Origin of the sequence: Streptomyces decoyicus (genome assembly GCF_019880305.1) — a bacterium.
Taxonomy (GTDB): Bacteria; Actinomycetota; Actinomycetes; order Streptomycetales; family Streptomycetaceae; genus Streptomyces; species Streptomyces decoyicus.
In genome coordinates, this window is sequence record NZ_CP082301.1 from 2,693,998 (window position 1) to 2,708,852 (window position 14,855).

The 14,855-nt window shown below is 73.1% G+C and carries 13 protein-coding genes and 1 pseudogene; 4 read left to right on the forward strand and 10 right to left on the reverse strand.

What is annotated here, in order from left to right; genetic code table 11:
• Positions 1–55 precede the first annotated feature (55 nt).
• The 7 genes from dnaG to K7C20_RS11900 form a co-directional block, all read right to left on the reverse strand.
• The gene (gene dnaG, locus K7C20_RS11870; protein WP_030081303.1) at positions 56–1,972 is read right to left on the reverse strand and encodes a DNA primase; all 1,917 of its coding nucleotides are present in this window, start codon (positions 1,970–1,972) and stop codon (positions 56–58) included.
• 573 nt (positions 1,973–2,545) lie between these two features.
• Positions 2,546–3,613 carry a pyridoxal-phosphate dependent enzyme gene (locus K7C20_RS11875; RefSeq protein WP_245171944.1) on the reverse strand — a complete coding sequence of 356 codons (1,068 nt, stop codon included), beginning with the start codon at positions 3,611–3,613 and terminating at the stop codon, positions 2,546–2,548.
• Positions 3,614–3,622: 9 nt separating this feature from the next.
• Complete coding sequence (locus tag K7C20_RS11880; RefSeq protein ID WP_053210615.1) at positions 3,623–4,888, reverse strand: NAD(P)/FAD-dependent oxidoreductase; 1,266 nt, start codon at positions 4,886–4,888, stop codon at positions 3,623–3,625.
• A gap of 251 nt (positions 4,889–5,139) precedes the next feature.
• The gene (locus K7C20_RS11885) at positions 5,140–6,453 is read right to left on the reverse strand and encodes a deoxyguanosinetriphosphate triphosphohydrolase (protein WP_030088325.1); all 1,314 of its coding nucleotides are present in this window, start codon (positions 6,451–6,453) and stop codon (positions 5,140–5,142) included.
• On the reverse strand, positions 6,450–7,349 hold the full coding sequence (locus K7C20_RS11890; protein WP_053210616.1) for a sirohydrochlorin chelatase: 900 nt from the start codon (positions 7,347–7,349) through the stop codon (positions 6,450–6,452). Before K7C20_RS11890 ends, K7C20_RS11885 begins: the two co-directional genes overlap by 4 nt.
• Before the next feature lie 150 nt (positions 7,350–7,499).
• Complete coding sequence (locus tag K7C20_RS11895; RefSeq protein WP_209444051.1) at positions 7,500–8,525, reverse strand: adenosine deaminase; 1,026 nt, start codon at positions 8,523–8,525, stop codon at positions 7,500–7,502.
• Positions 8,526–8,715: 190 nt separating this feature from the next.
• Positions 8,716–9,156: a gamma-glutamylcyclotransferase family protein gene (locus tag K7C20_RS11900; RefSeq protein ID WP_053210617.1), complete on the reverse strand. Its 441-nt coding sequence runs from the start codon at positions 9,154–9,156 to the stop codon at positions 8,716–8,718.
• Positions 9,157–9,291: 135 nt separating this feature from the next.
• Here K7C20_RS11900 and K7C20_RS11905 point away from each other — a divergent pair.
• A pseudogene (locus K7C20_RS11905) lies at positions 9,292–9,978 on the forward strand (SanA/YdcF family protein); the annotation flags it as partial.
• 133 nt (positions 9,979–10,111) lie between these two features.
• Here K7C20_RS11905 and K7C20_RS11910 read toward each other — a convergent pair.
• The gene (locus K7C20_RS11910; RefSeq protein ID WP_245171946.1) at positions 10,112–11,155 is read right to left on the reverse strand and encodes a trypsin-like serine peptidase; all 1,044 of its coding nucleotides are present in this window, start codon (positions 11,153–11,155) and stop codon (positions 10,112–10,114) included.
• A gap of 1 nt (position 11,156) precedes the next feature.
• Positions 11,157–11,522 (reverse strand): divalent-cation tolerance protein CutA, encoded by a 366-nt coding sequence (gene cutA, locus K7C20_RS11915; protein WP_030088338.1) that lies wholly within the window; start codon positions 11,520–11,522, stop codon positions 11,157–11,159.
• Positions 11,523–11,787: 265 nt separating this feature from the next.
• On the opposite strand from cutA, the gene K7C20_RS11920 reads away from it, so the two are divergent.
• Together K7C20_RS11920 and K7C20_RS11925 are read left to right on the forward strand one after the other, a co-directional pair.
• A complete protein-coding gene (locus K7C20_RS11920; RefSeq protein WP_030088340.1) occupies positions 11,788–12,150 on the forward strand; it encodes a cupin domain-containing protein in 363 nt (120 codons plus the stop codon).
• A 67-nt stretch (positions 12,151–12,217) separates the two neighbouring features.
• Positions 12,218–13,036: a class I SAM-dependent methyltransferase gene (locus K7C20_RS11925; protein WP_030088342.1), complete on the forward strand. Its 819-nt coding sequence runs from the start codon at positions 12,218–12,220 to the stop codon at positions 13,034–13,036.
• A 33-nt stretch (positions 13,037–13,069) separates the two neighbouring features.
• Here K7C20_RS11925 and K7C20_RS11930 read toward each other — a convergent pair whose 3' ends face one another.
• Positions 13,070–13,858, reverse strand: a complete 789-nt coding sequence (locus K7C20_RS11930; RefSeq protein ID WP_030088345.1) for a sulfite exporter TauE/SafE family protein — start codon at positions 13,856–13,858, stop codon at positions 13,070–13,072.
• Between the two features lie 146 nt (positions 13,859–14,004).
• Between K7C20_RS11930 and K7C20_RS11935 the strand changes: the two genes are divergently transcribed.
• The gene (locus K7C20_RS11935) at positions 14,005–14,850 is read left to right on the forward strand and encodes an aldo/keto reductase (RefSeq protein ID WP_245171949.1); all 846 of its coding nucleotides are present in this window, start codon (positions 14,005–14,007) and stop codon (positions 14,848–14,850) included.
• The last annotated feature ends 5 nt before the right edge of the window (positions 14,851–14,855 follow it).

Below are 14,855 nucleotides of genomic sequence, written 5' to 3' on the forward strand. Positions count from 1 at the left end.
ACTTTTTGAGTCCGGTCCGTGACCGGACGGCTACCGCGGGGAGTGCCCGGAGGCGCTACAGGGCCGCGTAGCCGCGTTCGCGCAGGGACTGTCCGTACTGCTGGAGGACCCAGAGTTCGTTCTGTACGGCGGCGAGGTGTTCGGGGTCGGCGCGGGGGCCGAGGCGCTGGAGGGTGCCGCGGATTTCGGTGACGCGGTGGTTGACGGCGGCGAGGCGGACGGCGACCAACTGGACGCCGGCATAGGCCTCGTCGGGGTCGCGGCGGGTGTGCAGGGGTTCGACGGCGAGTTCGGTGACCATGGCGCGGACCGTGTCGTCGGGGGCCGCCTCCCGCACCCGGGGGACGTACGCACTGTCGTGGGCGCCGGCCGCGGTGCCGCCCGCGTCCTCGATGCACTGGCGGACCACGGCGTAGGGCGGGGCGGTGAACTCGTCGGCCCCGTAGGCGTCGAAGGCCGGGGAGACCAGGTCGGGGCGCTGCAACGCGAGCTTGAGGAGCTCGCGCTCGACGCGGTGGGCGGGGCTGCGGAGGTTGAGCGCCGGGCCGCGCGGGCCGGGCGCGGGGCGGGCCTGCTCGGCGGCCGGGGGCCGGCCGCGGTGCTGCTGGCGGCCCTGGTCGGGGCCGCCGTCGCGGCCGCGTTCGCGGGCCCAGCGGGCGAGCTGGCTGACCCGGCGGACGACGAACTGGGTGTCCAGGATGCCGAGCATGCCGGCGAGCTGGACGGCGGATTCATGCTGGATGGAGCTGTTCTTGATGTTCGCGACGATGGGGGCGGCTTCGTCGAGGGCGGCGGCGCGGCCGACGGTGGTGTCGAGGTTGTGCCGGGAGACGACATGGCGCAGCGCGAACTCGAAGAGCGGGGTGCGGGCCTCGACGAGATCGGCGACGGCCGCATCGCCCTTGGCGAGCCGCAGATCGCAGGGGTCCATACCGCCGGGGGTGATGGCGATGGAGGTCTCGGCGGCGAACTTCTGGTCGTCCTCGAAAGCGCGCAGCGCCGCCTTCTGGCCTGCGGCGTCGCCGTCGAAGGTGAAGACGACCTCGGAGCCGGCGTTGTCCATCAGCAGCCGGCGGAGGATCTTGATGTGGCCCTCGCCGAAGGACGTACCGCAGGTGGCGATGGCGGTGGTGACCCCGGCGAGATGGCAGGCCATGACGTCCGTGTAGCCCTCGACGACGACCGCGCGGTTGGTCTTGGCGATCTCCTTCTTGGCGAGGTCGATGCCGTAGAGGACCTGGGACTTGCGGTAGAGCGGGGTCTCGGGGGTGTTGAGGTACTTGGGGCCGTTGTCGTCGTCGCGGAGCTTGCGGGCGCCGAAGCCGACGACCTCGCCGGCGATATCGCGGATCGGCCACATCAGGCGGCCGCGGAAGCGGTCGATGGGGCCGCGGCGGCCCTCCTGGGAGAGGCCGGAGAGGACCAGCTCCTGATCGCTGAAGCCGCGGCCGCGCAGAAAGCGGGTGAGGTGGTCCCAGCCGGCCGGGCTGTAGCCGACGCCGAAATGCTGGGCGGCGGCCTGGTCGAAGCCGCGCTCGGCGAGGAACTTGCGGGCGATCTCGGCCTCGGGGCCGTCCAGCTGCTCGACGTAGAACTGCGCCGCGGCCTTGTGGGCCTCCACCAGGCGGGTGCGCTCGCCCTGCTGGCGGCCGGGGGTGTAGCCGCCCTCCTCGTAGCGCAGGGTGATACCGGCCTGGGAGGCGAGCCGCTCGATGGTCTCGGCGAAGGAGAGGTGGTCGAGCTTCATGATGAAGTCGACGGTGTCGCCGCCCTCCTGGCAGCCGAAGCAGTGGTACAGGCCCTTGGCCGGGCTGACGTGGAAGGACGGGGACTTCTCGTCATGGAAAGGGCACAGGCCCTTGAGGTTGCCACCGCCGGCGTTGCGGAGCTGGAGGTACTCGGACACGACGGCGTCGATCGGGACCGCGTCCCGCACCGCCTTCACATCGTCATCGTTGATCCTGCCTGCCACGCGTGAATTCTACGGCCGGGGTCGGACACCCCTGGCCACCGGCAGCCGCCGACGGGCCCGGCCCGTACGAGCGGGCGGGCGGGCGGGCGGGCGGGGGCATTCCCGTCCGGGCGGGCGAGGGGATGCCTGTCCGGGCGGCCGAGCGAGGGGATTCCTGTCCGGGCGAGCGAGGGGATGCCTGTCCGGGCGGCCGAGCGAGGGGATTCCTGTCCGGGCGAGCGGGCGGGCGAGGGCATTCCTGTCCGGGCGAGCGGGCGGGCGGCGGTGGCGAGCCCGTCGGCGCGGGCGAGGCGACGCCGATGGCTCCCCCCCCCCACCCCCGAACCCACCCCCGCCCCCTCCCCCGAAGGGGGAGAGGGGGAGGGGGCGGGGGAGCCACGGAGTGGCGGTAACGGAGGACGGAGCGCCAGAGGGCGGAGGACGGCGCGCCAGAGGGCGGGGTGGGCGGGGTGGGCGGCGCGGCGGCGTGCAGGACCCCGAGCGCCGGAGGGGCCGCGCGGCGAGGCGGAGGAGCCCCGAGCGCCGGAGGGGCCGCGCGGCGAGGCCAGACGAAGCCCCCGGTGCCGCTCCCCCTCACCCCAGTAGTTCCAGGAAGCGCTCCAGCCCCACGTTGCCGCCCGAGATGATCACGCCGATGCGGGGCGGGTGGGGGTCGCGCCCAGGCCGTCCGGGCACCGGGGGAAGGTCGATGCGGCCGGTGAGCAGGGCGGCGAGGGCGCTGGCGCCGCTGGGCTCGGTGACGATCTTGAGGCGTTCGAAGGCCAGCTTCATGGCCACGCGGATCTCGTCGTCGCTGACCAGGACGACGGAGTCGAGGAGGCGGCGGTTGACGGAGAAGGTCAGCTCGCCGGGGGTTTCGATCGCCTGGCCGTCGGCGATGGTGCGCGGGACGGGGATGGTGACGGGGTGGCCGGCGGCCAGTGAGCGCAGGGTGTCGTCGCCGGCCGCCGGCTCCACGCCGATCATGCGGATGCCGGGGACCAGCGCGGTGGCGGCGGTGGCCGAGCCGGCCATCAGCCCGCCGCCGCCGACCGGTGTCAGCAGCGCGTCGAGCGGGCCGGTCTCCTCGATCAGTTCCAGGGCCGCGGTGCCCTGTCCGGCGATGATGTGCGGATGCTCGTAGGGCGGGATCAGGGTGAGGCCGCGCTCCTCGGCGAGCTGCCGGGCGAGGGCGGCGCGGTCGCCGGTGTAGCGGTCGTAGCGGACGATCTCGGCGCCGTATCCGGCGGTGGCGTCCGTCTTGGACTTCGGGGCGTCATCGGGCATCACGATGACGGCGTGGCTGCCCAGCTCGCGGGCCGCCAGGGCGACGGCCTGGGCGTGGTTGCCGGAGGAGTACGCGGCGACCCCGCGGGCGAGCTGTTCCGGGGTCAGCCGGGAGACGGCGTTGTAGGCGCCGCGGAACTTGAAGGCGCCGGCCCGCTGGAAGTTCTCGCACTTGAGGTGGACTTCGGCGCCGACCAGTGCGTCGAGGGTGCGGGAGCGCAGCACGGGCGTGCGGTGTGCCACGCCCGTCAGCCGCCGGGCGGCGTCCCGGACGTCGTCGAGCGTGACGACGGCCGGGGCGTCTGCCGGGACATCGGCGTCGGCCGGGCCGGTCGGACCGGTGGACCCAGCGGGCCCGGTGGGGTTCTGCGTCATACGCGCACGCTACGGGAGCAGCGAGGCCAGTGGAACCTCCGGATCGGCCAGCTCGCCGGGCTCCAACCGCACCCCGCCGCGGATGAGTTGCTGGATGGTCTCGGCGACGTCCCAGACGTTGACGTTCATCCCCGCGAGCAGCCGGCCGTCCGCGCCGAGCCAGAACGCGATGAACTCCCGCTTGGCGACGTCGCCGCGGCAGACCACCTGTGCGTAGGAGCCGGGCGGGGCGTAGCCGGAGTACTCCATGCCGACGTCGTACTGGTCGGAGAAGAAGTACGGGACGCGGTCGTAGCTGATGTCCTGGCCGAGCATGGCGCGCGCGGCGGCCGGGCCGCCGTTGAGGGCATTGGCCCAGTGTTCGACGCGCAGCCGGGTGTCCAGGAGGGGGTGGTCGGCGGCGGCCACGTCGCCGGCGGCGTAGATGTACGGGTCGGAGGTGCGCAGCGCCGCGTCGACGGCCACACCGCCGCCGGCCTCCGGGTCGGCGAGGTCGAGTCCGGCCTGTTCGGCGAGTGCGGTGCGGGGGGCGGCACCGATCGCGGCGAGCACGTCGTGGGCGGGGTGCTCCTCGCCGTCGTCGGTGCGCACGGCGAGAACCATGCCGTCCTGTCCGACGATCTCGGTGAAGCGGGCGCCGAAGTGGAAGCGCACGCCGTGTTCGCGGTGCAGATCGGTGAACAGGCCGCCGAGTTCGGGTCCCAGGATGCCGTGCAGGGGTGTCGGGGCGGCCTCGACGACGGTGACCTCGGCGCCGTAGGAGCGGGCCGCGGCGGCGACCTCCAGACCGATCCAGCCGGCGCCGGCGATCACCAGATGCCCGTTGTCCCGCCCGAGGGAGGCCAGGACGCCGCGCAGCCGTTCGGCGTGGGCGAGGCGGCGCAGGTGGTGCACGCCGGCCAGGCCGGTGCCGGGGATGTCCAGGCGGCGCGGCTCGGCGCCGGTGGCCAGCAGCAGCTTGTCGTAGGCGATCAGGGTGCCGTCGCCGAGGCGGACGGTCTTCGCCTCGGGGTCGAGGCGGACGGCGGGCTGGCCCAGGTGCAGTTCGATCTGTGCCTGGGCGTACCAGGCGGGTTCATGGACGAAAACGCTGTCGCGCTCTTCCTTGCCGAGCAGGAACCCCTTGGAGAGCGGGGGGCGCTCGTACGGGTGGTCGCGCTCGTCACAGATGAGGATCACCCGGCCGGTGAACCCTTCCGCGCGGAGAGTCTCCGCGGCCTTTGCGCCGGCCAGGCCACCCCCGACGATGACGAACGTCTGGTGTGCGTCGACCACTTGCTTCCTCCTCGTTGCGGTGCCGTACGTCCGCGTCCGCGTCCGTAAACGCCCCCGGTGTGCCCCCGGTCTGCCTTCCCCCGATGGATGTCTTCGGTGCCGTCGGGGTTCCCGTGCGCTGCTGAACGGGTGTCCCGTGCGCGGTGGTCAGGGTTCTCTGTTCACTGATGTCAGGGTGCTCCGTTCGAAAACGGTCGGGTTCGAGCGTCCCGCACGGAGCGTGAGGGGGGAAGAGGGGCTTCCCCCTAGGGTCACCTTCCGTTGGCCTTGATGTGACCAGGCTTTCGGGTGAGACGGGCGTGCAGAGAGCGCGCCGAGATGTCGGTCAGGGCCGCGATCTGGTCGATGACGGCACGCATCCGGGCGGTGTCGTCGGGGGCCGCGTCGAACAGTGAACGGAACTGCGGATCAAGGCCGTCGGGGGCGCGGGCGAGCAGCGCCTCGCCCAGCTCGGCGATGACCACACGCTGGTCGGCACGGAGCGCTTCCTGGTCGGGGCGCTGCATGACGTACCGGTCGGCGACGGCTTTCAAAACGGCGCATTCCAGCCGCGTTTCGGCCGGAACCACCAGCTCCGCCCCGTAGCGCGTGAGCCGCCCGCTCCCCCACCGGGCCCGGGTCGCGGCCTCGGCGGCGAGACAGAAGCGGCCGATCAGCTGGCTGGTGGCGTCCTTCAGGCGGGCCTGGGCGAGCGCGGAGCCGTCGTAGCCGTGCGGCCACCACTCCTGTTCCAGCAGGCGGTCCAGCGCCGCGGTGAGTTCCCCCTCCTCGGCGCCCGGCGCATAGCGCGCACCGGCGACCGCGAAGATCTCGGCGCGCTCTGCGTCGGCGAGCAGGAGGTTGGGGTCGAGGTGTCCGGCGTGCAGCCCGTCCTCGACGTCGTGCACCGAGTACGCCACATCGTCGGACCAGTCCATGACCTGCGCCTCGAAGCTCTGCGCCCCGTCGGGCGTGTCCTGCCGGAACCAGTCGAAGACCGGCAGGTCGTCCTCGTAGACACCGAATTTCGGGGACCCGGGGTCGGCGGGGTGGGCGCCGCGCGGCCAGGGGTACTTGGTGGCCGCGTCGAGGGCGGCGCGGCTGAGGTTCAGGCCGACACTGACGGTCGAGCCGTCCGGCGCGGGCACGAACCGCTTGGGCTCCAGACGGGCCAGCAGCCGCAGCGACTGGGCGTTGCCCTCGAAGCCGCCGCAGGGCGCGGCGACTTCGTTGAGCGTCTGCTCGCCGTTGTGCCCGAAGGGCGGGTGGCCGAGATCGTGCGCCAGACAGGCGGTCTCGACCAGGTCCGGGTCACAGCCGAGGGCGGCGCCGAGCTCCCGGCCGACCTGGGCGCACTCCAGGGAGTGGGTCAGCCGGGTGCGCGGGCTGGCGTCCCAGGCGGGGGTGTGCGCGCCCGGGGTGACGACCTGGGTCTTGCCGGCCAGCCTGCGCAGCGCGGCGGAGTGCAGCACCCGGGCGCGGTCGCGCTGGAAGGCGGTGCGTCCGGGCCGTTTGTCGGGCTCGGGTACCCAGCGTTCGGTGTCGGCCGTGGTGTAGCCGGGGATGGTCGGTGATGTGCCCGTCATACAGCGACGGTAGCCGCCCTGGCGCTCTCGGGGTCGGATCCGGTACCCGCAAGGAGCGCCTGGTCGCACGCCAGGAGCGCCTGGTCGTAGCGGTGCAGTACGAGACGGGCCAGTGCGGGGTGGTCGCCCAGAGGCGCGGCGGCGGGGCCGGGGGCGGCGGCCGCGCACTGGGCGGCGAAGCGTCCGGGGGCGGTGAAGCAGCCGGCCACGGCGATCCGGTCGTGGCCGCGGGCGGTCAGCGCACGGACCGCGTCGGCGACGGTGGGGGCGGCGGACGCGTACGCGGGCACCACGGGGGTGCCGCCGAGCCGGGCCGAGAGCAGGTGGGCGGTGCGCTCGGTGTCCTGGGCCGAGCGCGGGGCCCGGGATCCGGCGGCGGCCAGGACCACGGCGGTGCGCGGGGAGCGGCCCCCGGGGAACCCGGCCTCCAGGAGGCGGCCGTGCAGCGCCTCCGCGAGGAGGGTGTGCGGCCCGAGGGGCTCGGCTATGCGGCCGGTCAGATGGGGTGCGGCCGCCAGCGCGGCGGGCAGGTCGTGGGTGACGTGATGGCCCCGCCCGAAGAGCAGCGGGACGAGGACGGCCGCACCCTGTAGTTCCGCGAGGGTGTCGGCGAGCAGCGGCCGGTTCAGCTCGATGTGCCCGAGCCGCACGGGCAGGCCGGGGCGCAGCGCACGGACCCGGTCGAGCAGCGCCCGGACGGTGGGCAGGGCGCGGGGGTCGCGGCTGCCGTGTGCCACGGCGACGAGGGTGGGGGCCGGAGGTGCCGGGTGGTGGAAGCCGCGCAGCCGGACCCGGCGGAGCTGGGTGCTGAGCTGTGCGCTGATCTCGGCGGCGAGGTCTTCCTTGCCGAGGGGGGCGGAGGACGCGGAGGTGGGGTGCGGTAGCGGCGCCGTCATGGCGTGAGCGTGGCAGCCGGGCGTTGCGGTGCCGTTTCCCCGCGGCGAACTTCGTGTTCCCTCCGCCTCGCACCGGCGGTCGCGGCCGGGCAAGGACGGCCGGCAGGGAGGCCTCTCGCCCCTGCCGGCCGCTCCCGGCCACGACACGCCCTACGCCTGGTGTGCGTCCACTTCCTTCAGGTACTCCGCGCGGGTCGCCTCGTCGAGGAAGGAGGCGCGGAAGGAGTTGCGGGCGAGGGTGCGCAGGGTCTCCCCGTCGAGGGCGAGGGCGTCGCGTACGGCGGTGAAGTTGTCGTCCGCGTAGCCGCCGAAGTAGGCGGGGTCATCGGAGTTGACGGTCACCAGCAGCCCGGCGTCCAGCATCGCGGGCAGCGGGTGGTCGGCGAGGTCGTCGATGACCCGCAGCCGGACGTTGGACAGCGGGCAGACGGTGAGCGGCACCTGGTCGGACACCAGGCGGGCCACCAGCCGCTCGTCCTCCAGGGACCGCACACCGTGGTCGATCCGGTCCACGCCGAGGACGTCCAGGGCCTCCCACACATACGCCGGGGGCCCCTCCTCCCCCGCGTGCGCCACGCACTTGAGACCGGCCTCCCGTGCCAGCGCGAAGACGTCCTTGAACTTCGACGGCGGGTGCCCGACCTCGGCCGAGTCCAGGCCGACGGCGGTGATCCGGTCGAAGTAGGGGCGGGCCGCCTCGAAGGTCGCGAGGGCGGATTCGGCGCTCTCGTCACGCAGGAAGCACATGATCAGGCGGGTGCTGATGCCGTAGGTCTCCTGGGCGCTGTCCAGCGCGCGGGCCAGGCCGTTGATGACCGTGCCGATCGGGACGCCGCGCGCGGTGTGCGCCTGCGGGTCGAAGAAGATCTCGGCGTGCCGGACGCCCTGCTCCTCGGCGCGGGCGAGGTAGGCGCGGGTGAGGTCGGCGAAGTCGTCCTCGGTGCGCAGCACGGCCATCAGCGCGTAGTAGAGGTTCAGGAAGGACTGGAGATCGTCGAAGGAGTAGGCGCGGCGCAGCTCGTCCTCGGTGGAGTAGGGCAGCGTGACGCCGTTGCGCTCGGCGAGCGCGAAGGCCAGCTCGGGCTCCAGAGTGCCCTCGATGTGCAGATGCAGCTCCGCCTTGGGCAGCGGCGCGGGGGCGGTTGCGGCGGAGGGGGAGGACGGGGAGGAAGCCACGCGGGTCACACCTGTTCTGCGGTACGGGAAGGGGCCTCTCAAGAGAGGAGTCGTCCAGGTTAACCGGGGTGCGGTCCGCTGCCGCGGCGGCGCTCGGGCGGGCCGGGCACCGGTCTCGTTCCCCCGGCGGCGACCGCCCCTCAACCCTTCCCCCGGGGCCGTTCCCCCACCGCCGTTCCCCCACCGCCGCTCAGCCGGCCGCCGCCCTCGATGCCGGCCAGTCGCCGCCCTCGATGGGGGTGCCGGTGGCGCGCAGCCGGGCGGCGAGGGGTGCGGCCGCCAGGTAGACCCAGGCCCGTACGGTCCTGCCGTCCGCGCACACGGCCTCGGTGGGCACCCGCTCGTAGAGGTTCTCCGGGTCGCCGGGGGCGTAGTCCTCCAGCCGGTCCAGCGTGGCGCACACCTCGTCGTAGTCGGTGTCGCGGGGCCGGACGAGGGCGCCGTGCACCACCGCGTCGGCGGGTCCGGCGGTGGCGTAGGGATATCCGGGGCCGTCGAACAGCAGCGCACCGCCGATGCGGGCCGGCTCCTCGGCCGCGGTCCGGCCGCGCAGGGCCCAGGCGTGGTTGGCCTCGCCGGGGCGCAGCGTTCCGTAGACGAAGAACGGCAGCCGCTCGGGCTCGCTGGTCATGGCGGTGCTTCCTCTCCGGGACAGGGTGTTCCCTCTGCCACGATGCCAGCCGCCGGTGCAACCATCACGGCGCGGTGGGCGTCGCTGCCTGCGAGATCGATCACGGTCAGAGGTGATCGGGGACGGGGGCACGGGATGCGAGCGCTGGGGCCGGAGCCGGGGCGGCGCATACGGAGCGGGGCACGCCGGCTACGGCTGCCGCGGACCCGGCGTGGCCGCCGCCGCGCCTACCAGGTCGTCGTGGCGCTGACGGTGCTGGCGCTGGCGCCCGCGACCTGGCTGAACGCGACCGCGGGCCCGCGGGTGCGCAGTGTCGCGGACGTGCCCGCCGCGCCCGTCGCCATCGTCTTCGGCGCGGGCCTGTGGAACGGCGCGCCGTCGCCGTACCTCGCCCACCGGCTGGACGCGGCCGCCGCGCTGTACGACCGGGGCACGGTCCGAGCGGTCCTGGTCACCGGCGACAACAGCCGGCACGACTACGACGAGCCGGACGCGATGCGCGCCTACCTCCTGCGGCACGGCGTCCCCGCCCACAAGATCGTCAGCGACTATGCGGGCTTCGACACCTGGGACTCCTGTAGCCGGGCGCACCGGATCTTCGGTGTGGACCGGGCGGTGCTGGTCAGCCAGGGCTTCCACATCCGGCGCGCACTGGCGCTGTGTACGGCGGCCGGCGTCGACGCATACGGCGTCGGGGTCGCCGCGAAGCACGATGTGACCTGGGCGTACGGCGGCGTCCGGGAGATTCTCGCGGCCGGGAAGGCGGCGGCGGACGCACTGCTGCGGCCCGACCCGCACTTCCTCGGACCGCACGAGAAGGGGGGTGACGGAGGCGCTCCGCTAGGGCAGGTCCTCCGGAGCGCCCCGGCCCTTCGGAGCACTCCCGGGCCGAGCCGCAAGACACGCCCTGACGCCCTGGCCGGCCGCCTGGCGAAGCGCCTCCGTCACCCGTCGATCACGCCTGGGACGCGCGGGTGTAGAGGTCGAGGAGCTTCGCCCCGAAGTACGGGCTGTAGGAGATGCGGTCGCTGTCCGGGCCCTTGGGGCCGCCGCCGTTGAGGCCGCCGATCAGCCCGATGACCCGGCCGGTCCCCTTCTCCTCGTCGAAGTCGGTCAGCCAGGGGCTGCCGGAGGTGCCGCCGTAGAACCCGCCGCATTCCATGCGGAGTTCATGGGTGCCGGTCAGCCGGCTGGTGCGGGTGGCACAGCGTACGGCCCGGTCCTCGGGGTCGTGGCGGACGTTCGGGTAGCCGACGACGGTGACGTCATTGGTGTAACCGGGCGTCGCGGTAAGGGTGTTGCCGCCGGTGATCTCCTCCAGGGGACGGCCGTCCTCGTCGGGGGCGACGGTGGCGAAGGCGAAGTCCAGGTCCGCCGCGGCGCCCGTGGTGCCACGACCGGGGTAGGCGAAGGTGTCGTTGATCGCCCAGACCCCGTACGGCTGGGTGGTCGCGCCGGAACGATACTGCGGGACAAATGCCGCTCTGGTCCCCGGATTGCAGTGCCCGGCGGTGAGGATCAGATTGCCGTGCGGGCTGTGCACCACGCTGGCGGTGCAGTGGTGGGCCTTGGTGTCCCCGTCGACGGAGAACAGCACGCCGACGGACGGGATGCCGCCGAAGTGCCGTGCGGTGGCGTCGGATCGGGCGGCGGACCGGGTGGCGGGCGCGGCGGACGGGGCGGCGGTATCGCGCCCGGCCTCCGGGGCGGTGGGTTCGGCCTGGGCGGCGCCCTCGGCCGGCGCGGCGGCCGCCATCCGGTCGGCCGTCCAGTAGGCGGCCGCGTCCCGGCTGGTCCAGGTGGCAGCCGGATCGGGGCTGGGCTTGTTGGCGCTCGGCGCCTCGCGCGGGGCGTCCTCGACCGCGTGGACGAGGGGTGCGGTGGCCAGGCACATCGCCACGCCGAGGACGGCCGTCGTGGCCCTCCGCCACCGCCGGCCGCCGGGCCTGGTCTGCTCGGCTCGCGTCATGCCGTCGCGGCCGGTGTTCTCTCGCTGCACGTCAGCTCGTCTCCTTCGCGACCCAGGACAGATAGCCGGCGCCACCGCCGGTGACCGGGGTGGCGATGATCTCGGGGGTGTCGTAGTCGTGCGTCTCCAGGAGATAGGTCTCCAGCGCCTCGTAGCGCGCCTCGGTCGTCTTGAACAGCACCTGCCACTCCTGACCGGTCTCGATCGCGTTGTCCCAGCGGTACACCGAGGTCACCGGCGCACTGATCTGCGCACAGGCGGCGAGCCTGCCCTCGATCGCGCCACGCGCCAGTTGCCCGGCCTTGGCTTCGCTGTCGATGGTCGTCATGACGGTCAGGAATCGGGCCGGCCGCCCGGTGGGATCGGGCGGCTGGTTCGGGGCAGTCGGGTCGGCCACGGTGGCGCATCCTTCGCGGTGGGGGGACGGGCGGGACGGTGGGCCGCATCGGTCGAGGACACCTGACCGAGGACACCGGACCGCACCGCATCGTACGGACCGAGATGATCATCCCGTAAGTGACGGGCCCGCCCCGCGACGGCATTTACCCGGACGCCGCCCCGCTCAGGCCGCGGGCGCCGGAGCCCCCGGTTGCGTCCCCCCGTGCACCGGCAACGATGGAGAGGGAGCCCAGCCGCCGGTCCGCACGCGAAAGGCCAGCATCATGGACGATCTCGACGCGCTCGCCCGCCAACAGCTCGACGAGGCCAGGGCCTCCGCTCACGGGCGCAGTGCCCGGCTCTTTCTGCACGACGGCCCGCTGCGGCAGACCGTGATCGCGCTGGTCGCGGGCGCCGAACTGGACGAACACAACGCACCTCCGGCGGCGAGCCTGCAGGTGCTGCACGGCCGGGTCCGGCTGACGGGAGCCGGTGGCGGCCCGGAATTGACGACCGGTCAGGTCGCCGACCCTCGCGAGCGGCACGGCCTGCTGGCCGTCGAGGACTCGGCGGTGCTGCTGACGGCCGTCACGGAGATCGCGGCCGGGGCGCGCCCCACGGCGAACGCGGGAACGGTGCGGGATTAGAAGCCCCGAAGGCGGAGCCATCTTTCCAGTCTTCATATTTTTCTGAATGTTATGTACTCTCCTGAGTGTGACCAGTCCGAGTACGAAGGTGCAGCTGACCGAGGAGAAGGAAACCCTCCTCGCCACGCTCTACGGCCGCGCGATCGACAGCCGCGCGAAGAATCCGATCCTCGGCGACACCACGGCCGCCGACACCGTGCGGCGGCTCGACTACGACTTCACCAGGATGCGGCTGAGCCCCGGCGACGCGGCCGGAGTCGCGCTGCGCGCGCGGCAGTTGGACGTCTGGACGGCGCGCTTCCTCGCCCGGCACGAAGAGGCGACGGTGGTGCATCTGGGCTGCGGCCTCGACACCCGCGTCCAGCGTCTCGACCCCGGCCCGGGGGTGCGGTGGTACGACGTCGACTACCCGGAGGTCATCGCGCTGCGGCGGGAGCTCTACCCGGAGCGAGCGGGCTACACCGCCATCCCGTCCTCCGTGACCGCCCCGGCATGGACGGCGCAGATCCCCTCGGACCGGCCGACGATGATCGTGGCCGAGGGGCTGCTGATGTATCTGACCGAGGAGGACGGTACGGCGCTGCTGCGACGGCTGATGGCCCGCGTACCGGCCGGTGAGCTGGCCTTCGACGCCTTCAGCCGCTTCGCGATCCGTGCCCAGCGGCTCAATCGCGTCGTCGTGAAGGCCGGCGCACGGCTGCACTGGGGCACGGACCCCGCGGGCATCGCGCGGTTGAGCCCGGAGCTGGAGATCGTCGAGCACCTCAGCGCCCTGGAGATCCCGGGCATCGAGAAACTGCCGACGGCCTACCGGCTGGCGGCCCGCGCGTCACTGAAGGTGCCCGCGGTGCGGGACATGGCGCGGATGTACCACTGCCGGTTCTGAGCGGAGCGGCCCCGGCAGCACCGGCCGGGTGGCTCAGACCGCCAGCCACTGGTCGTACGCCAGCTTGCACAGCAGGGCGATGACCACGACCACCAGGACGCCACGAACGAAGCCGGCGCCGCGTTTGAGCGCCATCCTGGCCCCCACCAGGCCGCCGACGAGGTTGAACAGCGCGAGCAGGGCGCCGAGTTGCCACAGCACGGTGCCCTGGATCGCGAACATCGTCAGCGCGCCGATGTTGGTGCAGACATTGACGACCTTGGCGGTGGCCGAGGAGCTGACCAGGTCCATGTGCAGGATCGCGGTCAGCGCGACGATGAGGAACGCACCGGTCCCGGGCCCGATCAGCCCGTCGTAGAAGCCGATGCCCAGGCCCGCCACGAGGACGGCCGCCACGACCCGCTTGCGGGAGGCCGGCCCCGAGGGCGCGGGCGCGGTCCCGAAGGCCGGGCGGAAGAGGACAAAGGCGAGCACCCCCAGCAGTACGGCCATGATCAGCGGGCGCAGCACCTCGCTGTTGATACCGGCCGCGAAGAACGCCCCGGCCAGCGATCCGGCCATCGCAGCGAGCCCGATGCGCAGCGCGGTGCGTACGTCGATCGGGGCCTTGCGGACGTAGGTGACCGCGGCCGCGGTGGTGCCCACGATGGCGGTGGACTTGTTGGTCCCGAGGACGTACGCGGCCGGGGTGTGCGGCAGGCCGACGAGCAGGGCGGGAAGCAGCAGCAGTCCGCCACCGCCCACCACGGCGTCGATCCAGCCCGCCGCGAGGGCGGCCAGGCAGAGCATGGTCAGGGTGAACAGTGATATGTCAGGAGGCACCGGTTGATCTTATGAACCGCGCCCCGCTCCGGGCTCCGCATTTCATGGATGCTGAAGCGGAACGGATGCGGAACGGATGCGGAAACCGAGGGGTCTGTGACTGTGGGGCCGAGACTGTGGGGGCTGTGGTTGTGGGGGCTGGGACTGTGGAAAGCGTCTTTCCGATCGGTGGAGAGCTGTCCGTCCGGCGGCTGGGATTCGGGACCGGCGGGCTCGTCGGCCCCGGCTACTGGGGACCGCGGCACGAAGATCCGCAGCGCTCCGTCGCGCTGCTGCGCCGGGCCGTCGAGCGCGGGGTCACACTGATCGACACCGCCGACAACTACGGCCCGGACGTGGCGGAGGAGCTGGTGGCGCACGCTCTGCACCCCTATCCGGCGGGGCTGGTCATCGCGACGAAGGGCGGGGTGGTCCGTACCGGCCCGGACATCTGGCATATCGCGGGGCGCCCGGAACAGCTGCGCGCCATGTGCGAGGCGAGCCTGCGCCGGCTGCGGACCGACACCATCGACCTCTACCAGCTGCACCGGCTGGACCCGCAGGTACCGATGGCCGACCAACTGGGCGCCCTGCGGGAGCTCCAACAGGCCGGAAAGATCCGGCACATCGGGCTGGACTCGATCGATGCCGACGAGCTGACGCGGGCGCAGGAGATCACCCCCATCGCGTCCGTACAGAACCGCTACAACCTGCTGGACCGCGCGGCGGAAAACGTACTGAAGCTGTGCGAGAAGCGGGGCACGGCGTTTCTGCCCTGGTTCCCGCTGGGCCATGGCGCACTGGCCGACGGCGCGGACGACACGCTCACCGCGGTCGCCGCCCGGCACGGCGCCACCACCGGCCAGATCGCGCTGGCCTGGCTGCTGCACCGCTCCCCCGTACTGCTGCCCACGCCTGGTACGGGCTCGCCCGGCCACCTCGACGAGAACCTGGACGCGGCGCGGATCGCCCTCACGGAGGGGGACTTGGCGCAGTTGGAGGCGCTGGCCTAGCCCGC

Bases quoted from the DNA above. Each gene is read 5' to 3' on its own strand.
- K7C20_RS11890 (WP_053210616.1), bottom strand. From the start codon at position 7,349: ATGACGGCGCCGCTACCGCACCCCACCTCCGCGTCCTCCGCCCCCCTC.
- K7C20_RS11875 (WP_245171944.1), bottom strand. From the start codon at position 3,613: ATGACGCAGAACCCCACCGGGCCCGCTGGGTCCACCGGTCCGACCGGC.
- K7C20_RS11900 (WP_053210617.1), bottom strand. From the start codon at position 9,156: ATGACCAGCGAGCCCGAGCGGCTGCCGTTCTTCGTCTACGGAACGCTG.
- K7C20_RS11920 (WP_030088340.1), top strand. From the start codon at position 11,788: ATGGACGATCTCGACGCGCTCGCCCGCCAACAGCTCGACGAGGCCAGG.
- K7C20_RS11885 (WP_030088325.1), bottom strand. From the start codon at position 6,453: ATGACGGGCACATCACCGACCATCCCCGGCTACACCACGGCCGACACC.